General features: G+C 33.8%; 22 protein-coding genes. 10 read left to right on the top strand and 12 right to left on the bottom strand.

The window, feature by feature from the left end; translation table 11 throughout:
- Window positions 1-14: 14 nt before the first annotated feature.
- Window positions 15-1,847 carry a hypothetical protein gene (locus QLQ95_RS08005; RefSeq protein ID WP_482503340.1) on the bottom strand — a complete coding sequence of 611 codons (1,833 nt, stop codon included), beginning with the start codon at window positions 1,845-1,847 and terminating at the stop codon, window positions 15-17.
- A gap of 4 nt (window positions 1,848-1,851) precedes the next feature.
- Window positions 1,852-2,484: a hypothetical protein gene (locus tag QLQ95_RS08010; RefSeq protein WP_482503341.1), complete on the bottom strand. Its 633-nt coding sequence runs from the start codon at window positions 2,482-2,484 to the stop codon at window positions 1,852-1,854.
- Window positions 2,485-2,752: 268 nt separating this feature from the next.
- Here QLQ95_RS08010 and hemB point away from each other — a divergent pair, with 268 nt between their 5' ends.
- Window positions 2,753-3,748: a porphobilinogen synthase gene (hemB, locus tag QLQ95_RS08015; protein WP_482503342.1), complete on the top strand. Its 996-nt coding sequence runs from the start codon at window positions 2,753-2,755 to the stop codon at window positions 3,746-3,748.
- Between the two features lies 1 nt (window position 3,749).
- Window positions 3,750-4,148, top strand: a complete 399-nt coding sequence (locus QLQ95_RS08020; RefSeq protein WP_428238784.1) for a c-type cytochrome — start codon at window positions 3,750-3,752, stop codon at window positions 4,146-4,148.
- A 107-nt stretch (window positions 4,149-4,255) separates the two neighbouring features.
- On the opposite strand, the gene QLQ95_RS08025 is transcribed toward QLQ95_RS08020, so the two are convergent.
- Entirely contained in the window at window positions 4,256-6,313 is a 2,058-nt protein-coding gene (locus QLQ95_RS08025) for a M13 family metallopeptidase (protein WP_428238785.1), read from the bottom strand.
- Between the two features lie 226 nt (window positions 6,314-6,539).
- Here QLQ95_RS08025 and QLQ95_RS08030 point away from each other — a divergent pair, with 226 nt between their 5' ends.
- From QLQ95_RS08030 to QLQ95_RS08045, 4 genes are all read left to right on the top strand, one after another.
- Complete coding sequence (locus tag QLQ95_RS08030) at window positions 6,540-7,205, top strand: SCO family protein (protein WP_095930204.1); 666 nt, start codon at window positions 6,540-6,542, stop codon at window positions 7,203-7,205.
- Between the two features lie 103 nt (window positions 7,206-7,308).
- Complete coding sequence (locus QLQ95_RS08035) at window positions 7,309-7,548, top strand: FeoA family protein (RefSeq protein WP_008465698.1); 240 nt, start codon at window positions 7,309-7,311, stop codon at window positions 7,546-7,548.
- On the top strand, window positions 7,548-9,647 hold the full coding sequence (gene feoB / locus QLQ95_RS08040) for a ferrous iron transport protein B (protein WP_482503343.1): 2,100 nt from the start codon (window positions 7,548-7,550) through the stop codon (window positions 9,645-9,647). The genes QLQ95_RS08035 and feoB overlap by 1 nt, the downstream gene beginning before the upstream one ends.
- A 6-nt stretch (window positions 9,648-9,653) precedes the next feature.
- A complete protein-coding gene (locus tag QLQ95_RS08045) occupies window positions 9,654-9,779 on the top strand; it encodes a FeoB-associated Cys-rich membrane protein (protein ID WP_095930202.1) in 126 nt (41 codons plus the stop codon).
- 650 nt (window positions 9,780-10,429) lie between these two features.
- On the opposite strand, the gene QLQ95_RS08050 is transcribed toward QLQ95_RS08045, so the two are convergent.
- The 3 genes from QLQ95_RS08050 to QLQ95_RS08060 all read right to left on the bottom strand — a co-directional run bounded on the left by QLQ95_RS08050 (window position 10,430) and on the right by QLQ95_RS08060 (window position 13,094).
- Window positions 10,430-11,083 (bottom strand): HD domain-containing protein, encoded by a 654-nt coding sequence (locus QLQ95_RS08050; protein WP_482503345.1) that lies wholly within the window; start codon window positions 11,081-11,083, stop codon window positions 10,430-10,432.
- 226 nt (window positions 11,084-11,309) lie between these two features.
- Window positions 11,310-12,302, bottom strand: coding sequence for an acyl-ACP desaturase (locus tag QLQ95_RS08055; protein ID WP_320495409.1), 993 nt, complete (start codon window positions 12,300-12,302; stop codon window positions 11,310-11,312).
- A 45-nt stretch (window positions 12,303-12,347) separates the two neighbouring features.
- Window positions 12,348-13,094 (bottom strand): lysophospholipid acyltransferase family protein, encoded by a 747-nt coding sequence (locus QLQ95_RS08060; RefSeq protein WP_320495407.1) that lies wholly within the window; start codon window positions 13,092-13,094, stop codon window positions 12,348-12,350.
- Between the two features lie 125 nt (window positions 13,095-13,219).
- Between QLQ95_RS08060 and rnpA the strand changes: the two genes are divergently transcribed.
- The 4 genes from rnpA (at window position 13,220) to QLQ95_RS08080 (ending at window position 16,975) form a co-directional block, all read left to right on the top strand.
- Window positions 13,220-13,624, top strand: coding sequence for a ribonuclease P protein component (gene rnpA, locus QLQ95_RS08065; protein ID WP_428238789.1), 405 nt, complete (start codon window positions 13,220-13,222; stop codon window positions 13,622-13,624).
- Window positions 13,625-13,694: 70 nt separating this feature from the next.
- Entirely contained in the window at window positions 13,695-14,528 is an 834-nt protein-coding gene (locus tag QLQ95_RS08070; protein ID WP_482503347.1) for a DUF4349 domain-containing protein, read from the top strand.
- A 2-nt stretch (window positions 14,529-14,530) separates the two neighbouring features.
- Window positions 14,531-16,168 (top strand): S41 family peptidase, encoded by a 1,638-nt coding sequence (locus QLQ95_RS08075; protein ID WP_482503348.1) that lies wholly within the window; start codon window positions 14,531-14,533, stop codon window positions 16,166-16,168.
- Window positions 16,169-16,171: 3 nt separating this feature from the next.
- On the top strand, window positions 16,172-16,975 hold the full coding sequence (locus QLQ95_RS08080; protein ID WP_482503349.1) for an OmpA family protein: 804 nt from the start codon (window positions 16,172-16,174) through the stop codon (window positions 16,973-16,975).
- A gap of 90 nt (window positions 16,976-17,065) precedes the next feature.
- Here the strand turns inward: QLQ95_RS08080 and QLQ95_RS08085 are convergent, their stop codons facing one another.
- The 6 genes from QLQ95_RS08085 to QLQ95_RS08110 form a co-directional block, all read right to left on the bottom strand.
- Window positions 17,066-17,512, bottom strand: coding sequence for a GNAT family N-acetyltransferase (locus QLQ95_RS08085; protein WP_482503351.1), 447 nt, complete (start codon window positions 17,510-17,512; stop codon window positions 17,066-17,068).
- Window positions 17,513-17,675: 163 nt separating this feature from the next.
- Window positions 17,676-18,317, bottom strand: a complete 642-nt coding sequence (locus QLQ95_RS08090) for a DUF1579 domain-containing protein (RefSeq protein WP_482503353.1) — start codon at window positions 18,315-18,317, stop codon at window positions 17,676-17,678.
- Between the two features lie 138 nt (window positions 18,318-18,455).
- Window positions 18,456-19,424: a DUF4837 family protein gene (locus tag QLQ95_RS08095; RefSeq protein ID WP_320495399.1), complete on the bottom strand. Its 969-nt coding sequence runs from the start codon at window positions 19,422-19,424 to the stop codon at window positions 18,456-18,458.
- A gap of 46 nt (window positions 19,425-19,470) precedes the next feature.
- The gene (locus tag QLQ95_RS08100; protein WP_320495398.1) at window positions 19,471-21,288 is read right to left on the bottom strand and encodes a LysM peptidoglycan-binding domain-containing protein; all 1,818 of its coding nucleotides are present in this window, start codon (window positions 21,286-21,288) and stop codon (window positions 19,471-19,473) included.
- Window positions 21,289-21,398: 110 nt separating this feature from the next.
- Window positions 21,399-22,586, bottom strand: a complete 1,188-nt coding sequence (locus tag QLQ95_RS08105; RefSeq protein WP_482503356.1) for a phosphoglycerate kinase — start codon at window positions 22,584-22,586, stop codon at window positions 21,399-21,401.
- A 158-nt stretch (window positions 22,587-22,744) separates the two neighbouring features.
- Window positions 22,745-23,701, bottom strand: a complete 957-nt coding sequence (locus QLQ95_RS08110) for a PorP/SprF family type IX secretion system membrane protein (RefSeq protein WP_250834677.1) — start codon at window positions 23,699-23,701, stop codon at window positions 22,745-22,747.
- Window positions 23,702-23,744: the final 43 nt, after the last annotated feature.

The raw sequence follows: 23,744 nt of genomic DNA on the forward strand, positions 1-23,744 counted from the left end.
ATTTTGTTTTTCAATTATTTAGAAGTCATTTCTGCGGCCATGTCTAAAGTCTGTAAAATGATATTTTTATCAGACTTGAAAGAATTCAGTTTAAAAACAAATTTCAATTTATTATCAATTAACTTTTTAGGCGATTCTATAGCAACATCCGAAAACTGAGAAGAAATTTTAGTCATTCGATCCAATTCGGAGTCTTTTGCGTTTTTACCAAATGTTTTAACTGTTTGCGCAATATTCAGTTTTCCAGAAATATAGTTTTTGCTCAAATCTTTCTTGGTATCTTTTGTAAAAGATCCGTTTCCTGCACCAAAATACTCTTTTGTATTGGCAACAATTACCACGTCTTTGTCTTTCAGAATAAATATATTATCATATTCCTGAGTTCCAGCAATCGTGTAGAAATTTCCATTTTGAACCAATACTTTTTTGCGAACACCCAATTGCAATAATTTATCTCCAAATGTTGGATGCGTAGAAGTAAAAATTACAGAAAACAACGGAATTTCTTTTTTTACTTTCTCCTCCGTTATTTTTTCTTCATAATTCTCATCGTAGCCATACTTTTTGGTCATTACCTCAACTTCTTTCACATCATATAAAAACGCGCTTAAATCGCCATCAAAAAGCTTTGCTGTAGCTTCTTCATCTACAATAGTCGAGATTAAATCTGTAATAAGTGTAATATCTTCTTTGGAGAATTTCGGATTTTGAAATAATTCTGTCATTAATGAAGGAAAGTTTTCTAACGCCGCTTTTGTATTGGCATGATACGAAATATAACCTAAAGGTTTCTGAGCAGGGAAATAATTAAAGATATTTTTATTGATTTTTCTATTGCTGATTTTACTAACAACATTCGCAATCTCTGGAGAATATTCTACCTCTTCTTCGATTCGGGCATTATCATTATCAAAATAAAAATCCAAATTGATGCCCTTTATAAAATTCCCAAAATTATTCTGCATTGGCAAATATTTATCGTAACCGCCAAATAACGAAAGCGGATAATTATACATGGAATACAAACTAGACATCATTCCGCCATAATTTACCCAAGAAGAAATATCGGCAGCAACATTTATTTTTGGAGAAATCGGCGCTGTAAATCCGTTTTCGAATAATGCTTTTATGATTTCTCGCTGTTTTTCAGCTAATTTTTTATCAAATTCTGCTTGTTCAACAGTATATTCTTCATACGGATTTCCATCATACAGATAATCGTTCTCTGCTGGTTCTTCCAATATTATTGAGTCGGTACTTCTTTCTGCAGGTACCGGAATCGCTGGCGGATAAACTGGCTCTTCAATCACAGTAGTCTCTTCATAAGGCTCAGATATGGAAACAGAATCTGTTGCTACAGAAGTTTCTGCAACATCATAAAATTTAGAAGGAAGTCGTTTTGTTAATTCTATAACAACCAAATAATTGTCGTTCCAGACAAACGATCTTTTTACTCCATTTGGTGTATAAACTTCGTATTTTCCGAAATCTTCAATTGAACTGTTCGTTCCGTTTGCTCCCTGCTTTTCGATTAAATATTTTCTAACCGCTTCTTTGCTTTTTACCGGAATCGTAACTTGGTAAAACGGAACAGAATCTAAGAAGTTCCCGTGAATGGTAATTTTTTCATTCAATTTAATAATATCAGCATATTTACGAAGATCAAAATCAGGTTTTTTACTGATGTATTTGGTCAAAATTGGATGATTTAAAACCTCATCGATACTAACTTTTTTAGAAAGCTGACTTCCGTTAAACTGTACAAAATAATCGTATTTTTCTGGAACGGTCTGCCCAAAAGAGAAATACGTGGCGAATAAAAAAATGAGTGTGTAAAAATGCTTCATAAAATCAAGGCGTTAATTGGATGGTATTATTCATTAGTGTCGATTTTTTAAAAACGCTGTACATACTTTGTTTTAAAAAAACCGTCTTTTTGTTTTTAGAAATTTTGCTGTTTGCATTGTCTGCAGACAGAATATCTTTATCGAAAGTATAAATAGAGATAATGCTGGCTTCTTCGAGATCTTTCTTTTTCTTTGGGTCATTTACTACTTTTTCTGGAATGGGATATGACGCAATTCTTTCAAAAGTTTTGCCGCTTCCGCTAAAGTGAATCTGATCGCGCTGATTGTTGATTGTATTTACAACGGCGTTCAGTGCTTTTAGATTGGCGTAGTTGAGTTTGATAATGAAAACGTAATTCTGAAAATCTGTTTTGGTGCTAACGTTGGAAATTCCGTTAATCTTTAAAGCCTTATCTTTAAAATCATTGAGTTTTGCTGTAATTTCCTGTTCATTCGGAATTTTTACGCCATCGACTTCTTCTAGCCAAATAGCCGATTTGGTTTTAAACCATGATCGCGAAAAGTCGATGATAAGAGTATATTCACCACTTTGATCGTCGTGATGTTTAATTCTTTCTGTAATCTCAAAACAACTCGTTAAGAGCAAACAGCAAAATAAAGCGAGAATTTTCTTCATTTAGCAAATTTAGATGGAATATTCTGAAAAACCATACTTTGGTTGAAACAATAAAAAATTCAAATTTTTAGATAATATTAACTCATTCTACAGCAAGCTAAACGCCTTATTTTGTTCCTTTTTCTTTAACTTTGCGCCACTCATTAAAAATTGAGATAAACTTCAAAAAAAATAAAAACAACTGCAGTTTTAGAAATAGATTCTCAGTCTGAGTTTCAAAGAAAATCAACTAAAAATCTAAAATCTAAAATCTAAAATCTAAAATTATATGTTCCCATTACAAAGAGGCAGAAGATTAAGAGTAAATGAATCCATTCGTTCTTTAGTTCGTGAAACCAGTTTAAGTCCATCGGATTTTATGTTTCCAATGTTTATTGCTGAAGGCGAAAATGTAAAAGTCGAAATTCCGTCAATGCCGGGAATTTTCAGAAGATCTATAGATTTAACGGTTGAAGAAGTGAAAGAACTTTATGATTTAGGAATTCGCGCCGTAAATATTTATGTAAAAGTTAGTGAAAACCTAAAAGACAATACTGGAAAAGAGGCTTGGAATGCTAACGGATTAATGCAGCAGGCTATTCGTGCTATAAAAGCGGCTTGTCCAGAAATGATCGTTATGCCAGATGTTGCATTAGACCCTTATTCTATTTATGGTCATGATGGAATTATAAAAAATGGAGATGTAGAAAACGACAGCACAGTTGATGCTTTAGTAAAAATGGCCGTTTCTCACGCAGAAGCTGGTGCCGATTTTGTTGCGCCAAGTGATATGATGGACGGACGTGTTTTACGCCTTCGCGAAGGTTTAGATGCTGCTGGATTTCAGAATGTTGGCATCATGAGTTATTCTGCTAAATATGCTTCAGCTTTTTATGGTCCGTTTAGAGATGCTTTAGATTCGGCTCCAAAAGAAGCTGATGTTGTGGTTCCAAAAGACAAAAAAACATACCAAATGGATTATGCAAACCGAATCGAAGCGATTAAAGAAGCGTTGTCTGACGTTGAAGAAGGTGCAGATATGGTTATGGTAAAACCTGGAATTGCTTATTTGGATATTGTTCGCGAAATAAAAAACACAGTGCATGTTCCTGTAACCGTTTATCAGGTTTCTGGAGAATACGCAATGGTTAAAGCAGCATCTGAAAGAGGCTGGCTAGATCACGACAAGATTATGATGGAACAATTAATGTGCATTAAACGTTCGGGTGCTAATCTTATTTCGACTTATTTTGCTAAAGAAGCGGCAATACTTTTAAAGAAATAAGATGAAAAAGATTTTATTTTTAGCTACTGTTTTAGCCTTTGCTTCTTGTAAAAAAGAAAATGCTAAATCAACAAATACAGCAACAGAATCGGTTTCTGAAGGCGAATCGGCGAAAGCCAAAAGTCCAGAAGAACTAGGAAAACAACTTTTTGAAAGCAGCGGAAATTGTTTTGCATGCCATCAGCCAGATCAAAAAGTGATTGGCCCAAGCATTAAAGAAATTGCCAAAATCTACAAAGACAAAAACGGCAATATCGTTACTTTCTTAAAAGGAAATGCAGAACCAATTGTTGACCCAAGTCAGTTTGAGGTTATGAAAACCAATTTTGCTATTACTCAGGCCATGTCTGACGAAGAATTAAAAGCAATTGAAGCTTACATTTATAGTCATTTGAAATAATAGCACAATGGTGTTCCGTAGGAACATCTTCTGATTATCTAAAAATAATAAAGCAAAAGGGCGGTTCCGAAATTCGAAACCGCCCTTTTTATGATTATTAAAATTGATTACCAGATTTTAACTCGTTTTTCTGGTTCAACATACATTTTATCACCTTTCTTAATATCGAAAGCTTTGTAGAAAGCATCAACATTCTGAATTGGAACATAAGCTCTGTACATTCCCGGTGAGTGCGGATCTGTTTTTACTTGATTTTTGATTGCTTCTTCTCTAGATTTTGTTCTCCAAACTGTAGCCCATGAAATAAAGAAACGTTGCTCTGGAGTAAATCCGTCGATTAAACCTGGATTTCCATGAGCTTTCAAATACAATTGCAAACCATCATAAGCAGCGTTGATTCCGCCTAAGTCACCAATGTTTTCACCTAAAGTAAAATGACCATCTACATGAATTCCTGGCAACGGCTCAAGAGCGCTGTACTGATTTGCCAAATCTGTTCCAAGAGCAGTGAATTGTTTCAAATCATCTTCTGTCCACCAGTCAACCAAATTACCTTCTGCATTGTAACGCGCACCAGAATCATCAAATCCGTGAGAAATCTCGTGACCAATTACTGCACCAATTCCACCATAATTAACCGCTTCGTCAGCTTGGTAATTATAGAAAGGCGGTTGTAAGATTGCAGCTGGAAATACAATTTCGTTATAAGATGGATTGTAGTAAGCATTTACCGTTTGAGGCGACATATGCCATTCTGTTTTATCAACTGGTTTAGACAATTTATCGACGCTTTTCTTAAATCTCCATAACGCTAAGTTTTTAGAATTCTCAAAATAGCTTCCTCCTTCTGCAATACTTTTAATTTCCAAAGCCGAATAGTCTTTCCATTTATCAGGATATCCAACTTTAATCGTTATTTTATTCAGCTTTTCGATTGCTTTTGCCTTAGTATCTTTAGACATCCAAGTTAAATTGTTAATACGGTTTTGGTAAGCCGTGATAACATTATGAATCATATCAATCGCTTTAGTTTTAGCCTCAGCTGGAAAAACCTTCTCTACATAAAGTTTTCCAAGAGCTTCACCAACATTTCCATTAACAACATTCAGTGCTCTTTCTTCAGACGGAAGCTGTTTAATTGCACCTCTTAATGTTTTGCTGTAAAAATCGAAATTAGCATTATCAATTGCTGTTGTCAGTTTACCTGCAGCACTGTTAATCAAATCCCATTTTAGGTATTCTTTCCATTGTGCTACTTTATTTTCTTTGAAAACAGTTTCTAAAGCAGTCATATATTTAGGCTCAGAAACAATTACATTCTGTAAATTAGTAATTCCTAAACCAGCAAAATATTCGTTCCATTTAATAGCAGGAGTCAATTTTTGAAGTTCAGCAACTGTCATTGGGTTGTATTGCAAACGACTGTCTCTTCTTTCTACTCTGTTTAATCTTGGTTTTGACAATTCTGTTTCAAGAGCTAAAACCTCAGCAGCACTTTGTTTTGCTTTTTCTGGAGATTCTCCAATAAACTGAAGCATTCTCGCAACATGCAATTCATATTTTACACGTTTTTCTTTTGAATCTTTATCTTCAGAAGTGTAGTAATCTTTATCAGGAAGTCCTAATTGGTTTGGTCCTAAATTTACAGAGTTTTTAGAACTGTCTTTATCATCAGCTCCAATGTAAATTCCGAAAAATCCAGCATTTCCTTCTTTTTCCATTTCAACCAAATATTTCTGAACATCGGCAATGTTTTTAATTGCATCAATTTTTTTCAGATATGGTTTTAATGGTTCGATTCCTTTTTTATTTCTTCCAATAGAATCTAAGTAAGTATTATACAGATTCACCGCTTTTCCTTGATCTGTATTTGATTTGTACTTTGGATTCTTTGCAGCCTCCTGCAAAACTGCCATAACATCTTTGTCAGTTTTCTTAATCAGTTCATTAAAACTTCCCCATGTCGTACGATCACTCGGGATTTCTGTTTTTTCTAGCCAAGTACCGTTTACATATTTGAAAAAATCCTGACTTGGGCTAATATTCGTATTCATGTACGAAACATTAATACCTGGTTCCTTTGGAGCATTTTGAGCTTGGGCTGCGGTAATTGCAAACATTGCAGATATCACACCAAACACAGGTTTAGCAAATTGTTTTTTCATAAAAAATTATAGTTTAAGGGAAAATACAAACATATTGTTATTATTTCAAAAATTATGTTAAAATTCTAACTGTACAATCAAAAAGACGGATAAATTTCACAAATAGAACTTAAACATTGAGGTATATGTCTACAGATACTGGTAAAAGTTACAAAAGGCTGTTAAAAAAATAATCCAGTAAAGTTTTTAGAATCTGCTTTTTGTATTTTTGCGCCAAATTATTTTTATGAAATCGCTTTTATATAAATACCGCAAATTCTTCATTGTTCTAATAGTATTTTCGGTTGTTACGATATCCTTGTTTTACTCGGCTTTAAAACCTAAAAAAACGCTTCCGATTTACAATCCAGCCGATGTAAATCCTGAATTGGTAGATAGTACAGTTCAATATAAAAGCAAATACCACACTATTGCCGATTTTTCATTTATCAATCAAAATGGTGATACCATTACCCAAAAAAATTACGAAGGGAAAATTTATGTTGCCGATTTCTTCTTTACCACTTGCGGATCGATCTGCCCAAAAATGTCAACTAATCTTGTTGAGGTTCAAAAAGCAGTTTTAAATAATCCTAAAGTAATGCTGCTTTCTCATACTGTTTTTCCTGAAGTTGACAGTGTTTCCGTTTTAAAAGCTTATGCCATTAAATATGGCGTTGTAGACAGCAAATGGAATCTGGTTACTGGAGATAAAAAAGAAATCTACACTATGGCCAGAAAATCGTATTTGGCTGTGAAATTGGGTAGACCAGATCAGCTTTATGATATGGTACATACGGAGAATTTTGTTTTGGTCGATCAAAAGCGCCGCGTTAGAGGTTTTTATGACGGAACAAATAAAGAAGATGTAAAACGTCTTTTAGAAGACATCGAATTTCTTTCTCAAGAGTAAAAACCCTTATTTTTAGAAACATTTAGCATTTGTGGAAGTGTTAAATGCCTTGAAATAAAGAATAATTGCCTACTTTTGCAATCTAAATTCAATCTAAATAAGCTTGCAAAATACAATACACACTCTGAAAAAAGGCGAAAAAGCCATTATCAAAGATTTTGATATCGATCTTATTCCACTTAAATTATTAGAAATGGGTTGTCTGCCTGGCAGCTTAGTTGAATTGCTGCAGGTTGCTCCTTTTGGCGATCCTTTATATTTAGATATTAATGGCTCTCATGTTGCCATTCGTATTGAAACAGCTCGTGAAATTGAAGTTGAACTTATCAAAACCAATTTGTAATGAGTGTTCAGAATATAAATGTTGCCCTTATCGGAAATCCCAATACCGGAAAAACCTCTGTTTTCAATCAATTAACAGGTCTGAACCAACAAGTTGGAAATTATCCTGGAATAACGGTTGAGAAGAAAATAGGATTTTGCAAATTACCTAATAACGTAAAAGCTAATATTCTAGATTTACCTGGAACGTATAGTTTGAATGCGAGTTCGATGGACGAAAGTGTAGTAATCGAGCTTTTGCTAAACAAAAACGATAAATTATATCCAGATGTAGCGGTTGTTGTAACAGATGTTGAAAATCTGAAACGAAATCTACTCATCTACACCCAAATAAAAGATCTAGAAATTCCGACGATTTTGGTTATCAATATGTCTGATCGTATGGAGCGTAAAGGAATTTCTTTGGATATTCCGTATTTAGAAGACAAACTAAAAACAAAAATTGCATTAGTAAGTTCTCGCAAAGGTTTAGGAATTGAAGAATTAAAAGAACTGATTGTTTCTTATAAAACACTTCCACACGAACCTTGTTTGAATGCTTCTGTAATTGATCCTGAATATTTTGAAAAATTACAAAAAGCATTTCCAAACCAATTGATGTATAAATTGTGGCTGGTCATTACGCAAGATGTCAATTTCTTGAATTTAGACCGTAATGAAATCCGAAGCACTTTTACCAAATCGCATTCAGAATTAAAGCGTTTACAACAGAAAGAAACCATCAAAAGATATCAATTTATCAATGATGTTTTAAAAGAAGGTTTAAAGATTGATGCTTCGATGGCGAAAGATATCCGAGCAAAATTAGATCGCGTTTTAACACACAAAGTTTGGGGTTACTTTATTTTCTTTGCCATTTTATTCTTGATTTTCCAATCGATTTTCAGCTGGTCAACTATTCCAATGGATTTCATTGACAGCACCTTTGCTTCTTTAAGCAGCTGGGTTGCAGAAGAACTGCCAAGCGGTATTTTAACCGATTTACTTTCGCAAGGAATTATTCCAGGAATTGGAGGAGTTATCATTTTCATTCCGCAGATTGCTTTCTTGTTTTTATTCATTTCGATTTTAGAAGAAAGCGGTTATATGAGCCGTGTTGTATTCTTAATGGATAAAATCATGCGCAAGTTTGGACTTTCGGGAAAAAGCGTTGTGCCTTTAATTTCTGGAACTGCCTGTGCCATTCCCGCGATTATGGCGACTCGAAATATCGAAAACTGGAAAGAACGCCTTATTACGATCTTAGTAACGCCATTCACCACTTGTTCGGCAAGGTTACCTGTTTATGCCATTATTATTTCACTTGTAATTCCGAGCAAACGCCTTTTTGGAGTTTTAAATCTTCAGGGATTAACGCTTATGGCGCTTTATGTTTTAGGATTTTTTACAGCTATTTTATCGGCCTATATCTTGAATAAAGTATTAAAGTTAGATTCTAAAACGTATTTCGTTGTGGAAATGCCAAGTTATAAAATGCCTCTTTTAAAGAATGTTGGAATCAACGTTGTAGAAAAAACAAAAGCTTTTGTTGTTGGAGCAGGTAAAATTATCTTGGCGATCTCTGTTATTCTTTGGTTTTTGGCCTCATACGGACCTGGAAAAGAATTCAACGAAGCCGAAACTATCGTAAAAGAAAGATTTGCCAATACAGCTTTGGATGAAACTCAGTTTGAAAATGAAGTTAATTCTCAAAAATTAGAGAATTCCTATATTGGATTAATGGGACGCGCGATCGAACCAGCAATTAAGCCTTTGGGTTACGATTGGAAAATCGGAATTGCTTTAATCAGTTCTTTTGCTGCCCGTGAAGTTTTCGTAGGAACGCTGGCAACCATTTACAGTGTTGGAGATACTGATAATGAGTCGACCATAAAAAGCAAAATGCAGGCAGAAGTTTGGCCAAATACCGGAAAAAAAATATTTGATTTTGCCACCGGAATTTCTTTATTGCTATTTTATGCTTTTGCTATGCAATGCGCCAGTACATTGGCGATTACCAAAAAAGAAACCAATTCATGGAAATGGCCTGCAATGCAACTGTTTTTAATGAGTGGTCTCGCTTATTTTACCGCATTAATTGCGTATCAACTTTTAAAATAAAAAGTTATGTTTCAGGAAATAATAGCCTTTGCCATATTAGGAATTGCCGTTGCTTTTTTGATTAAAAAGTTCTTCTTTAAATCCAAAAAGAAAAAAGACTGCGGTAGCGGAACCGATTGTGGATGTTCTTAAAAAGGTACAAAGTAAAAAAAAGCTGTTCATTTGAATGGCTTTTTTTATGAGTTAAAAATGTCTTATTCTGTTGTTTTAAAAACCTATAATAGCTTATTAGTATATTTTCTACAACTATTTTTGTCTTCTAAATTTATTAAAAAATGACACCAGAAGACAGAATGGAAGTAATACGAGACAACAGAGTTGCTCGATTACTGTGGTTTGCAATAGGTTTTTTCTGTGCAACAATAATCACTTATTTGATAATGAAACATCATCATTAGTTTTTTCTCAATTTTATCTAATTAAGAATATAGAATAAAGAATATAGACTGTAACTCTGATTGAGACTGAGAACTGAGATTAAAAAATGTCTTATTATAATGGTTTAAAAGCTTTTCAAGGCACCATCATACCTTAAGTCAAATTATTTTTGAATTATTAAAAATACATTTGAAATGACAAGGTTTGAAAAAAGGGAAATGATTCGAAATATCAACATAACTAGGATACTATGGTTTTCAATTGGTTTTTTATGCGCTTTTGTAATAATGTGCTTTTTAAAATCCCGATTATAATCCTTTAAAGCTTCTGATATACCTTATCACAAAATAAAAAACGGCTCTAGATTAGAGCCGTTTTTTATGTTTATAATCTGAATGTAATTTCTATTTCAACCCTTCCCATTCGGCATAAAACTGAGCTAGAAAAGTTTCCATAAAACGATGTCTTTCTGTCGCAATTTCTTTTCCTTTTTCGGTATTCATTTTGTCCTTAAGCAGTAAAAGCTTTTCGTAGAAATGATTAATGGTTGGAGCGCTATTCTTTTTATACTCCTCTTTTGTCATATTGGTTATCGGCTCAATTTCTGGATTATATAAAGCTCTGTTCTTAAATCCTCCATAGTTAAATGCTCTTGCAACACCAATTGCACCAATTGCGTCAAGACGATCAGCATCTTGAACGATATCCAATTCGACAGAAGAGAACTTTCTTTCGAAATTTCCGCCTTTATAAGAGATATTTTCAATGATATTGACAACATGGGCAATAGTGTTCTCAGATACATTTTCTTTCTCTAAAAACGCTCTTGCTGTTTTTGGCCCGATTGTTTCGTCTCCGTTGTGAAATTTACTATCGGCAATATCATGCAATAAAGCACCCAATTGTACAACTGTAAGATCACACTCTGTTTCTCTGGCAATCAATATTGCATTCTTATAAACTCGTTCAATATGAAACCAATCATGTCCACCTTCGGCATCATTTAGTTTTTCTTTAACAAAAGCAATAGTTTTAATAATCAGTTGTGAATCGCTCATATAGAGGTTTTTACAGTTAATAAAAAATGTTGATTGTCAAAGATTTGAATCTCTAACAATCAACAAATATATTTTAAAGCAACAATGTTGCGTTTCTTTGAGGTTTCAAATTTTTTAAATTCTCATTCGAAATACATTTAGCGTGAGATCCTTCGACTTCGCTCAGGAGGACAAGCTTTATAAAATCATCACGAAAATCTAAAATCTACATTCTAAAATCTAAAATTTAAAGTCTCGCTGGTTCAACCCATTTGAAAATATGTGACTCTTGTGGAATAACAATTCTTTCAGATATTTTGGCCATACGACCTGGCAATTTCATTAAGTAATCACGAGCTTTTTCTGCTTCATCAGTCAAATTAGAAATTTTATCAATTTCCCATTTGTTGATTAATTTCTGCATGATTTCAACATAATCGTTTGCAGTATAAACCCCAATACGTTGCGCAGAATCTGAAAACTGTTCGAAAGCTGTGCTTATTTTTTGACCAGATTCTCTCAAAAAGTGAGCAGGCATAACAATTTTCTGCTTCATCATGTATTGAAAAGCCAACATCATCTCGCTTGGATCCACTTGGAAAATTCTAGTAACAAATTCGCTATAAGCGTGGTGGTGACGCATTTCGTCTCCCGCAATCATTTTGCACATTTTAGACAACTTGTTATCACCAAATTTCTTAGCCATCTGCGCTACTCTATTGTGCGAAACATAAGTTGCTAATTCCTGAAAACTAGTGTATACAAAGTTTTTGTATGGGTCACTTCCAGTTCCAATATCAAAACCGTCGTTGATCAAATGCTGTGTCGTCATTTCGATTTCACGCATGTTCACACGACCAGACAAATACAAGTATTTATTTAAAAGATCTCCGTGGCGGTTTTCTTCTCCAGTCCATTGACGGATCCATTTCGACCAACCGTTTCCACCATTTTCTACTTGGTTTACCCCTTCTACATCCATTAACCATGACTCATATGTAGGCAATGCTTCCTCAGTGATAGTATCACCAACAAGCGTAACCCAGAAATCGTATGGAAGTTCTTTTGCAATCTCGCGTAATTCTTTAACCTCTTCAAAGAAATTTTCTCCTTCAGAATTAGGCAAGAAATCAGACGGCTGCCAGATTTTTTCCACTGGAATTAAATACTGTTCAACGAAGCTATCCACGTTTTTTTCCAAAAACTGCATTACTTCTAATCTAATGTTTTTTATAGACATTACTTATTATAGATTTGAGTTGTACGTTTTAGCTCGGACTAAAACTTAAACTTGTTTATATTCATTTATTCCTTCTTTAACTGCTTTTTCAGTTATCTCCATTAGCTCTTCAAACTTGTAATCTTTAACAGCCAAAGCTTTATGAGCTGTAAACTTCAGGTGATTTCCTAAACCAACAGGAAAAAAACCAAACTTTACCATTTTCCAAGAATTATTGATGCTTACCGGTACAACATACGCAGATGGTGCATATTTGCATAAAATTTTTAAACCGCTTTGCGCAAATTCTTTTGGTACTCCCGTTTTACTTCTTGTCCCTTCTGGGAAAATAACGGCAGATCTTGTGTTTTTTTCGATATATTCAGACAAGCTTTTAATAACGGGTATCGCTTGTTTAGGGTCTTTACGGTCAATTAGGACAGATCCTCCATATTTCAAATTGAAAGAAACACTTGGAATTCCGCTGCCTAACTCCTTCTTACTTACAAATTTACAATGAAAACGTCTAAAGTACCAAATCATTGCCACGATATCATACATACTTTGGTGATTTGCCACAAAAATAATTGGCACACCCTTCGGAACCGTGTCCACGCCCTCAATTGTATATCTTGTCCCGACAAGATTAGTACATTTTAAAAGACAGAAATTTAAATAATCAACACTTTTTTTGTGAGCCTGGTAGCCAAAAACATTTAAACAAATCCACTGAATTGGATGAAAAACAGCCAAACACAAACCAAATAATAAATAGTAAATTACCGATATGGGATAAGAAATAATTTTTTCCATGCTTCAAAAATTAATGCGCAAAAGTAGTAAATATATTTTTAGACTTATTAAAATTGAAAACAATAACTGTTTTTATGGTTTAATTGTACCTTTGCACTAGAATTTGCAAATTTTTTCTGAATTAAATGAACTTTACTTACCCTAAAAACGAGCGTTTAAAAAGCAAAACGACAATTGGATTACTGTTTTCTAATGGAAAATCGGTGTCCAAATATCCGCTTCGTTTGGTTTACCGTCAAGCGGAAGAAAATTCAGAAAAACAAACCAAAATTGGCGTTTCGGTTTCTAAGAAATATTTCAAGAAAGCCGTTGACCGCAATTACTTCAAAAGAGTTTTGAGAGAAACCTATCGATTAAACAAACATCTTCTTTTGGACAATCTGGATCAACCATATTCGATAATGCTTTTTTACCAGACCAAAGACCGTTTGTCTTACGAAGAAATCAACACCAAAATGATTCAATTGTTTGAGAAATTTGCAGCGCAAATCAACAAACCTCAAGATTCTGAGACGAAAACAGAAGCGTAAATTTCAAAACGTAAGATTATTAATCAAGTTAGACAAAAAAATCGTAGTTTTAGCTCTAAATTGAAATTTTATGCGTCAACTTTTCTTTTTATCCCTTATTGTTTTAATTTTCTCTGGATGTAGTAAATCTGAAGCTGACAGCAAAGATATTGCTGTAAGCGCTGTGATGGTTCCTCCTCCTCCTCCTGCTGGAGCGAGCGAGTCTAATAGAAAAGATCAAGATTTAAACGAATCTTCATCTGAGATTCCTAAGAAAATAATTAAACAGGGGTCACTAAGATTTCAAACTGATAATCTTGAAAACACTTTCAATCAAATTCAAAAAGCGGTTCTAGACAACAAGGCAAGAATCGTAAATGATTCTGAAGGAAAAGATTACAACAGTGTTTACAGAAGTCTTACTGTAAAAGTACCAAGCCAGAATTTTGATCGTTTTATAAATAATGTTTCAAAAGGAGTTTCTTATTTTGAAGTTAAAAATATATCTGCAGAAGATATAACAGAACAATTTATTGATTTAACTTCAAGATTAAATACGAAGAAAAAACTCGAAGAACGTTATCTGCAAATCTTACAGAAAGCGACTAAAGTAAGTGAGATTTTAGAAATTGAAAAACAAATTTCAGCTATTCGCGAAGAAATAGAATCAAAAGAAGGGCAACTGAAATACTTAGAAAGTCGTGTCTCTGAAAGCACTGTCACTATAGACTTTTATAAGACGGTGGCAGAAAAAGAAGGCGTTAAAATATCTTACGGTTCAAAACTTTGGAACGCTGTTAAATCTGGATTCTATACTTTATCTGGTTTATTGATTTCACTATTAAGTGCTTGGCCGTTTGTAATATTATTTGTTGTATTTGCCTATTTTATAAGAAGAAGATTAAAAAGAAGAAAAAAAGAATAATCATGTATCCGTATTTCAAAAAGAAATTTATTATACCAGTCGCTGCGGCGGGAATGTTGTTTGTTGGAACCAGTTTTAAAGAAGATTTTTTTGAAATTGCCAAACAAATTGAGATTTTCACCACTTTGTTTAAAGCCGTAAACACCAATTATGTTGACGAAACCAATCCTGGAGATTTGATGGACAAAGCGATTAAAAGTATGCTGGGAAGTCTAGATCCGTACACGGTTTATTTTAACGAGCAAGATGTTGTTAACTTTAAAATCAATAATACGGGAGAATATACTGGAATTGGCGCTCTGATTTCTAGAAAAAAAGACCGTTTGGTTGTTCGTGAACCATACAAAAATTATCCCGCAGATAAAGCCGGACTAAAAGCTGGTGACGAAATTATTCAGATTGGCGATGTTCTGATTGCTGATTTTAAAGATGATGCCTCTCAATTATTGAAAGGAACAAAAAACACGAAAATCAACATCAAATACCTTCGTCAAGGAAAACCATTTACTACCGTTTTAGTTTTGGATGAAGTTGATATTAAATCGGTTCCTTTTTACGGAAAAATTGATGATAAAACGGGTTATATAGTTTTAGCTCATTTTAGCAGAAAAGCTTCTGCAGAAGTTAAAGATGCATTGGAAAAACTAAAAGCCGACGGTGCCAAACAAATTGTTTTGGATTTGAGAGGAAATCCTGGAGGTTTATTAAACGAAGCCATTGATATCTGTAATTTGTTTGTTCCGAAAAATGAAGTTATTGTAACAACAAAATCTAGAATTGAAAAACACAATAATACATACAAAACACAGAAAGAACCAGTTGATACTGAAATTCCATTGGCGATTTTGGTGAATGGAAGAAGTGCTTCGGCTTCAGAAATTGTTTCGGGTGCTTTGCAAGATTTGGATCGCGCTGTAATTTTAGGAAGCAGAAGTTTTGGTAAAGGTTTGGTACAGCGTTCTGTCGATTTAACTTATGGAACACAATTAAAAGTAACTATTTCAAGATATTATACGCCTTCAGGAAGATGTATTCAGGCTTTAGATTATGCACATAAAGATAAAAATGGTGTAGCCCAAAAAACGGATGCCAAAAACTATAACGCTTTTAAAACTAGAAAAGGCAGAACGGTTTATGATGGAGGAGGAGTTTTACCAGACATAGAATTGGAAGAAGCAAAAACCAGTTCGATTGCTACTGCTTTAATCAAAAATGATGGTGTTTTTGATTATGCAACAACATATTATTATAAAAATCCAAATTTGGGTGATAAGATTCCAACTTTGACCGATGCAGACTATACTGCTTTCAAACAATATCTAAAAACTAACAAAATCACTTTTGACACAGAAACTGAAGTGGCTTTGAAAAATACTTTAGCTGCGGCTAAAAAAGAAAAAATAGACGAGACCATTACTGCCGAATATCAACAATTGTTAAATGCTTTAGAAAAAAGCGAGACTACTTTACTAGATAAAAACCAAAAAGAGATTAAAAACATGATTTTGGAAGAATTGATTAAAAGATACCAATATCAGGAAGGTTTGTATCAGTATTACTTAAAAAACAATTCTGAAATTAAAAGAGCAGTTAGCGTATTAAATAACCAAACAGAATATAAGACGATTTTAAAAATGTAGTGAATGAAGATAACTCTAGCCCTGATTCTTTTTTCATATTATACAGTAAATGCACAACAAAAACCTGTTGAGACTATTTATTTTGAATTCGACAAGTATGATTTGACAGAAAAACAAATCAGTGTGGTTTCTAATTTTATAAAGAGCATAGATACTTCTAAAGTGGAGTCTATACAGATTTATGGCTATTGTGATGATCGCGGAAATGATGAGTATAACTTTAGATTGTCAAACAATCGAGCCAATACGATTCAAGATCTGTTGATTAAAAAAGGATTTAATCAAAGTAAAATTGTTATTCTGGAAGGAAAAGGGCGTGTTGTCGTAAAAGCAGATACAATAGAAAATCTGTACGAAACACGTCTCCGAAATCGGCGGGTTGACTTAATTGTGGTTAAAAAGAATAGTTTCGGAAAAGGAATTCACACTTCTTTTAAAGACAAATTAAAAGTAGGCGATAAAGTTTGTCTGGAATCTATTTTATTTGATATTGGAAGCGCCAAACTAACTCCTAATTCTAAAAAAGAACTGGATAAAATTGCGGTAACGCTTCAAGATCATCGAAACTTAAATTTTGAAATACGCGGACACGTTTGCTGTACACCCGAAATTTATAGCGACGGAATTGATAAAGACACTAAAGAAAGGAGACTTTCTTGGAATCGCGCCAAAACTGTTTTTCATTATCTAATGTCCAAAAAAGTATCCAAAAGCCGCATGACCTATATTGGATGCGGCAATCGATATCCTTTAGGCCGCGGCGATAATTACGATCGGCGGGTGGAGTTTGTGATTACTAAAATTTAGTTTTTCTAAGATGCTAAGATACTGAGGTGCTAAGATTCTAAGTTTTTTTTACTTATGCTAAAAATCCTTGCGGATTTACTTCATTTTTAATCATTCTCGAATCATCTCGATATGCGGAATATCATCTTCCAAATACATTTCGCTAGTTTGAACAAAACCGTGGCTTTCATAGAATTTCTTCAAATACAATTGTGCTCCTATGGTAATTTTATCTTTTCCAAAATTGGATTGAATTTGGGCTATGGCTTCTTGCATTAATTCGTGTCCCCATTTTCTGTCTCTGTAATATTGATCTACAACGACTCTTCCGATGGAAGCGTTATCGAAACTAATCCCCGCATCAAATAAGCGCGAATAAGCTACTATTTTACCTTCAAACTCACCGATAAGATGTAATGCTTTCTTGTCTTTGCTATCAAGATCTAAATAAACGCAATTTTGTTCCACTACAAAGATTTCACTTCGTAATCTGAGCAAATCATATAACTCATGAACAGTTAATGCCTCAAAAGGCTTTATTTTCCATTTTAATTCCATTCTTCTTTTAATTTTTTGCCACGAAGACACAAAGGCGCTAAGTTATATTATTTTTTTAGCTGTGCTAAAGTTTATTATAGAAATCACAAAGACACAAAGTTATATCTTGTAGAATAAACCTTTGTGTCTTTGCGCCTTTGTTTCTTTGTAACTAACTAGAAAACTACTTTTTCGTCATTACGATTTCCATGCTTTTATATTCAGTTCCGTTTTTTGTATCGTACATTTCCATTTTTCGGGTTTTAGCATCTACGATGGTGTAAACTTCTCTGTACTTGGTATTTTTTGCTGTTACTGGATCGGCCATTTCTCCGTCGTAATCTATACTCTTAGTACTTTCATTATACTTTCCTCTACCTATCATCATTCCGGTTCCCATATTATCAATAAATGTGGAGACGTATTCTTTGCTCGCGTTATTATAGCCTACTGTTCCTTTACCATCAAATGGCTGTCCCATCATAGTTCCTTTATAAGTTGCTTCTTGAAAGCGTCCGCCTAAGATCATTTTGATTTCGGCTATACAAGTTTCTTTTTCAGGTTTTGCATTGGCATCCGACCAAAATGTCATATCACAATTCCATGTTCCAACTTCATCAGCCAGTATTTTATGTGGATTTCCTGGTGTTGCATATTCTTGCCAAGCTTTCATCTGCGCTGCAGAATCTAATGGCGCTTCAGCAACTGGTTCTTCCGTTTTAATAGAATCTGTCGCTGTTGTAGGTGTGGCTTCTTCCTTCACTTCTTTTTTACAAGAAATAAAACACAGCGTTATTAGTGCTAAGGTTGCGGTTAATTTTTTCATAACTAATTGTTTTTATGTTTGTTATGAATAAAAGTACGAAATTTTTTGTTTCACGTTTAAAGTTTCAGGTTTCACGTAGACAAACTGAACGAATTGAACCGTAAAGAAACTTCAAACTTCAAACATGAACCGAAACACCTATCGTTTGTCTATTCTGACTGTTTTAATAATGGCTTCAAGTTCTAGCATTAGATCGCGTTCTTGGTGTGAGGGTGAATAAGAGAATCCTTCAATAACCAAAACACGATTAAAGGTTGGGTCTATAATGGCATAATTGATAAATGGTCCAGTCATGAAATCATTTTTCAATTCCCATGTTCCTTTTGTTTCGAAGGCTTCTTTATTGTCCAACATTATTTTTGAGAAATAGGGTGCGTAAGCTTCACTGGTAATCATTTGTGTATTAGGTTCACGTCCCTGAATGTATTTACCAATTGAATCGCGCATTTTGACAATAGCATTTACAACGTCTTTTTTCTTCTTGAAATTATATAGCGGAATCTGATAAATTAATAAACTGGTATTACCACTTATAATTTCCTTCTTAAGCCATATGAATTTCTTTTTATGCAACATGTATTCATATCCTGTCGGGATTTGAATATTGATGTGAAATTTGTTCTTAATAATTGCTTTATTTAGCAATGAAGCACTATTATCTTCTTGAATTTTCTGAATTTCGGCATCGTGAATAATTTTGATTATTTGCGGTGCGTTCAGTTCAAGACTGCATATTATATCGTCTACCGATTTTCCGTAAATGCGAAAAGTATTGTGAGGAAGGGTTGTGCTTCGAATGATTTCGAATTTCTCTGCGTTTGTTTTTTTGACTACAATGATGCTTCGGCTGTCGGTAACAAAACCTTCAAGCAATCTCGCAGGATATTGATTAATGGTAAAAAGAGGTTCTTCTTGGGTAAGTCCAAGAACCGGTGAGGCAAATTTATTTCTAATACTATCGCCTACTTCTCCGTACCACAACTGATCATCAATAATGACCGAAATGGTATTGGTTTTTCCAGAAACTGTTTCACTTTGTTTTTCACTTTTGAAACAAGAAGTCAGGAAAAATGGAACTAATAGCAATAAAAAATGGGTTTTATTCATTTTTTTAATTTATGAAATAAAACCCAAATTTAATAAGATTTTTCTATTATCCGTTTATTTTAAGTTTCATTCCCGGTTTAATATCTTCATCTTTAATACCATTCCATTTTTTAATATCTGAAATTGTTACTCCAGGATATTTTTTAGAAATGCTGTATAAAGAATCTCCTTTTTTAACGTAATAATCTTCACTAACGTTTTTAGAAGGTGCTTTTTTCTTGAATGAATCAACCGAGTTTGATGCAATTGCTGTTGAAGCCGGCTCTTCTATAACTATCGCTGCTTTAGAAATAATAAGTGTTTTTCCTAAACCAATGTTATTTGAAGTTAAATCGTTAAGTTCTTTTAACTCCGCAATAGTCGTACCGAATTTCTTTGCAATGCTACCTAAATTGTCTCCAGCCACTACAACATAATCCATATCGACAGCTGTTTTCTCTTTATTTTCAGCAGATGCGATTGCTTCTTCTTTTTTATCTACAATTGCATTTGCCTTAATAGCAGAAGGTGAAGGCTCTTCTGGTTTAATTTTTAAACTTCTGCCTATTGCAACGGCATTTGTTTTTAAATTATTCCATTTTTTAATCTCGCCAATGCTTACATTATATTTAGAAGCAATTGCACCTAAATTATCTCCTTTTCTAACTTTATAAAATTCGAAATCTCCATTATCAATAGCAGCAGGTTTAACTGTTGCTGGTTTTGCTTTTGGAGCGTATTTTACAGCTAATCGAGAAGATGTCGATCTAAATTCTGTATTATGTTTTACGTAAGCATAAATTTGCTCTTCGTTTGATACAAAAGTTGCTACTTTATCTTTTGGAAGTCTAATAAAATGCTGTTCTCCCTGATAAAACGGAACAACTCCCATTTTGTATGACGGATTTAAAAGTTGAATCTGTGATTGTGGCATGTCTAACAAATCGGCAATTTGTTTGAAAGACATTTGATTTTTGATCGCTACTGTATCTGTTTCAAAGTTTTTAACCACAGCTCTTTCCGGATTGATTCCGTGTTCTTTGTGGTATTCAAAAAGGTACATTGTTGCTAAGAAAGCGGGTACATAACCTTGAGTTTCTTTTGGAAGATAATTACGAATGTCCCAGTATTTTGTTTTTCCTCCAGAACGACGAATCGCTTTAGTAACATTTCCTGGACCTGAGTTGTAAGAAGCTAAAACCAGTTCCCAGTCGCCAAAAATATTGAACATTTTGGTCATATATTCTGAAGCCGCTGCCGTAGCTTTAAGAGGATCACTTCTTTCGTCGATATAAGAATCGATTTTTAAAGCGTATTGTTTTCCGGTTCCGTACATAAACTGCCAAAGTCCCGTAGCGCCCATTTTAGAAACTGCTTTAGGATTTAAAGCAGATTCTACAACGGCTAAATATTTTATTTCCAAAGGAACGTTTTGTTTTGCAAAAGCATCCTCGAACATTGGGAAATAATATTCTGATAAAGCCATTAATCGAGAAAACGATTTTTTACGGTTCTTAAGAAATGACTTTATTATATTTTCTAAACCTTGATTGTATTCTATCTCAAAAGGTGATTTCTGATTCATCGCCGCCAAACGCTGTTTTAGCAGTTCGGTTGGAAGTTCTTCATCAACAGTAACATCTTTGTTAATGGTTTGAATTTCTTTGGTCAGATCATCATAAATATCTAGACTTACTAATTCATTCATCCAAAGACTATCTACTTTTGTAGCTAAATGATCTTTTTTGAATGTGCTTTTAATAGAATCTAAATATGAAAGCTTAACCTCTGGCTTCAGTTCTACATCTGCCTTTGCCGTTTCCTGTGCACAGACAGCTAACGAAAAGAAAGCGGAAACCACTAATGATAATTTTTTTACAATCATATAACATTATTTTAAAATTCTGTAATTCAATCTATTACAAGAGTTGTATTTTTGCAAATCTAAGCCCTTTATTGAAGAAAAGTGTTTAAAAAAATGTTAATTGTGATATTTTAGTCTAAAATCGCTGCGATTCCAGGTAAAATTCTTCCTTCTAACATTTCTAGCATTGCCCCACCACCAGTAGAAACATAGCTCATTTTGTCTTCAAATCCGAACTGTTTTACTGCTGCAACAGAATCTCCACCTCCTACTAAAGAAAATGCTCCATTTTCTGTAGCTTCAGCGATATAATCTCCTAATGCGATTGTTCCTTTAGAGAAAGTTTCCATTTCAAAAACTCCTAATGGACCATTCCAAAGAATTGTTTTTGACTCTAAAATAACTTTTTTGAAGTTCTCTAAAGATTTTGGACCCGCATCTAAACCTTGCCATCCGTCAGGAATTGCAGTTACGTCTACAATCTGAGTATTTGCATTGTTTGAGAAATCGTCTGCAGCAACAACATCAACAGGAATATGTACCTGCACTCCTTTTTCTTTTGCTAGTCTTAAAATTTCTAGAGCCAAATCTAATTTGTCATCTTCGCAGATAGACTCTCCGATTTTTCCTCCTTGCGCTTTAACGAAAGTAAAAGTCATTCCACCTCCAATAATCATGTGATCTACTTTATCCAAGATATTTTCGATAACAGTGATTTTAGAAGATACTTTAGAACCTCCAAGAACAGCAGTTACAGGTTTTTCACTGTTTTTAAGAACTTTATTTAAACTTTCAATTTCTTTTGCCAATAATGTTCCGAAACATTTTTTGTCTTCAAAGAATTGTGCAATAATTGTAGTAGATGCGTGTGCTCTGTGAGCTGTACCAAATGCATCGTTTACATAAATATCTCCAAGAGAAGCTAATTCTTTAGCGAAAGCTACATCTCCTGCTTCTTCTTCAGCATGGAAACGTAAATTTTCTAATAAAAGAACTTCGCCTGGTTTTAAATCTTTTGCTGCAGTTTGAGCTGGTTCTCCAACGCAGTTTTCAGCAAATTTTACTTGAACTCCTAAAATATCAGAAGCTGTTTTTAAGATATGTTTTAGAGAGTATTTCTCTTCTGCTCCTTTTGGTCTTCCAAGGTGCGACATTAAAATCACACTTCCACCTTGAGCTAAAATAGCATCAATTGTTGGCTTTGCAGCTTCAATACGTGTTGTATCTGTTACATTAAAATTCTCATCCAATGGCACGTTGAAGTCAACACGGATAATTGCTTTTTTATTTTTAAAATCGAAATCGTTTAAAGTTTTCATCTGCTAATTTTTTTAATTTTTTGAAAGAATAACAAATATAGAACTTTTACAGTACTCTAAATTTCAAAAAAGCAAAAATAATCCATTAATAAAAACGAAAACGTTGTAAATTATGAAAACAAACAAAATAATTCTCAAAGATGATAAAAATTACTTGTCTAATCGTGAACTGGACTTTGTGTACAAGGACAGTTACTGATAGATTGTAAGAAATCGAATCCGATTGTGATGGAATGTGTTCCTGTGTTATACGTTCCAAGTCCATTAAACATTAACTGGTAAGAGTATGCAAAATAGAATTTAGATTTCATAAAACCGGCCATTGGCCCCATTGCCAAAGGTTTTGGGAACTGGTCATTTAAGAAACGGTAAGATACTCCAATCCAGTAGTAATCTTCGTAACGATTGTAACGTCTGTATTTGAAGTTAAAATCTGTTGTAGAACGTTGGTCATTTGCAAAGTACTGTAAGAAAACCGATGGCTCGTATTCGATACGTCTGTTTTCTCCATCTTTAAAAGTAAATCCAGAATATACCTGAAAGTTCGATAAAAGATCTGGTTCATTTGCTCTCTCAAGACTAATATTCTTTTTCAATACGTTATTGGCATTGAAACTAAAATAAAATCCTCTGTTACGATACAATGCACTAAGATCAAAGTTGTTGTTAGATGTACGACGATCGTCTGTTATCCCTCCGTCAGTCCCCGTAAAATTATTTGTTTCTAAACGAAAAGTATTGATGTTATACGAAATACCAAATGAAAGGTATTGCTCTGTACGATAATCTAGAATCAAGTGGTGCGCAAATGAAACTTTGGCTCCCGTTTGTCTTGTATTACCATTGCTATCATTATACAATGACAAACCAACTCCAGAACGATCTAAAACACGAAAATCTGCATACAATGACTGGTTATCTGGTGCGTCTTTAATTCCGACCCACTGTGTTAAACCATTGGCTCTAATACGGAGATTATCTCCAATACCAGCATAAGCAGGAGAAAGAATAAAAGGGTTATCAGCTAAATACTGGGTAAACACCGGTAGGTTTAACTCTTGGCTGTAACTTGTTGTTACAGCCATGAGTACTAAGGATAAAATAAGCTTTTTCATTGTATTAATATTTTTAGATAACATCATTGGGGCTATAATTTTG

The organism is Flavobacterium sp. B330r, assembly GCF_056824325.1.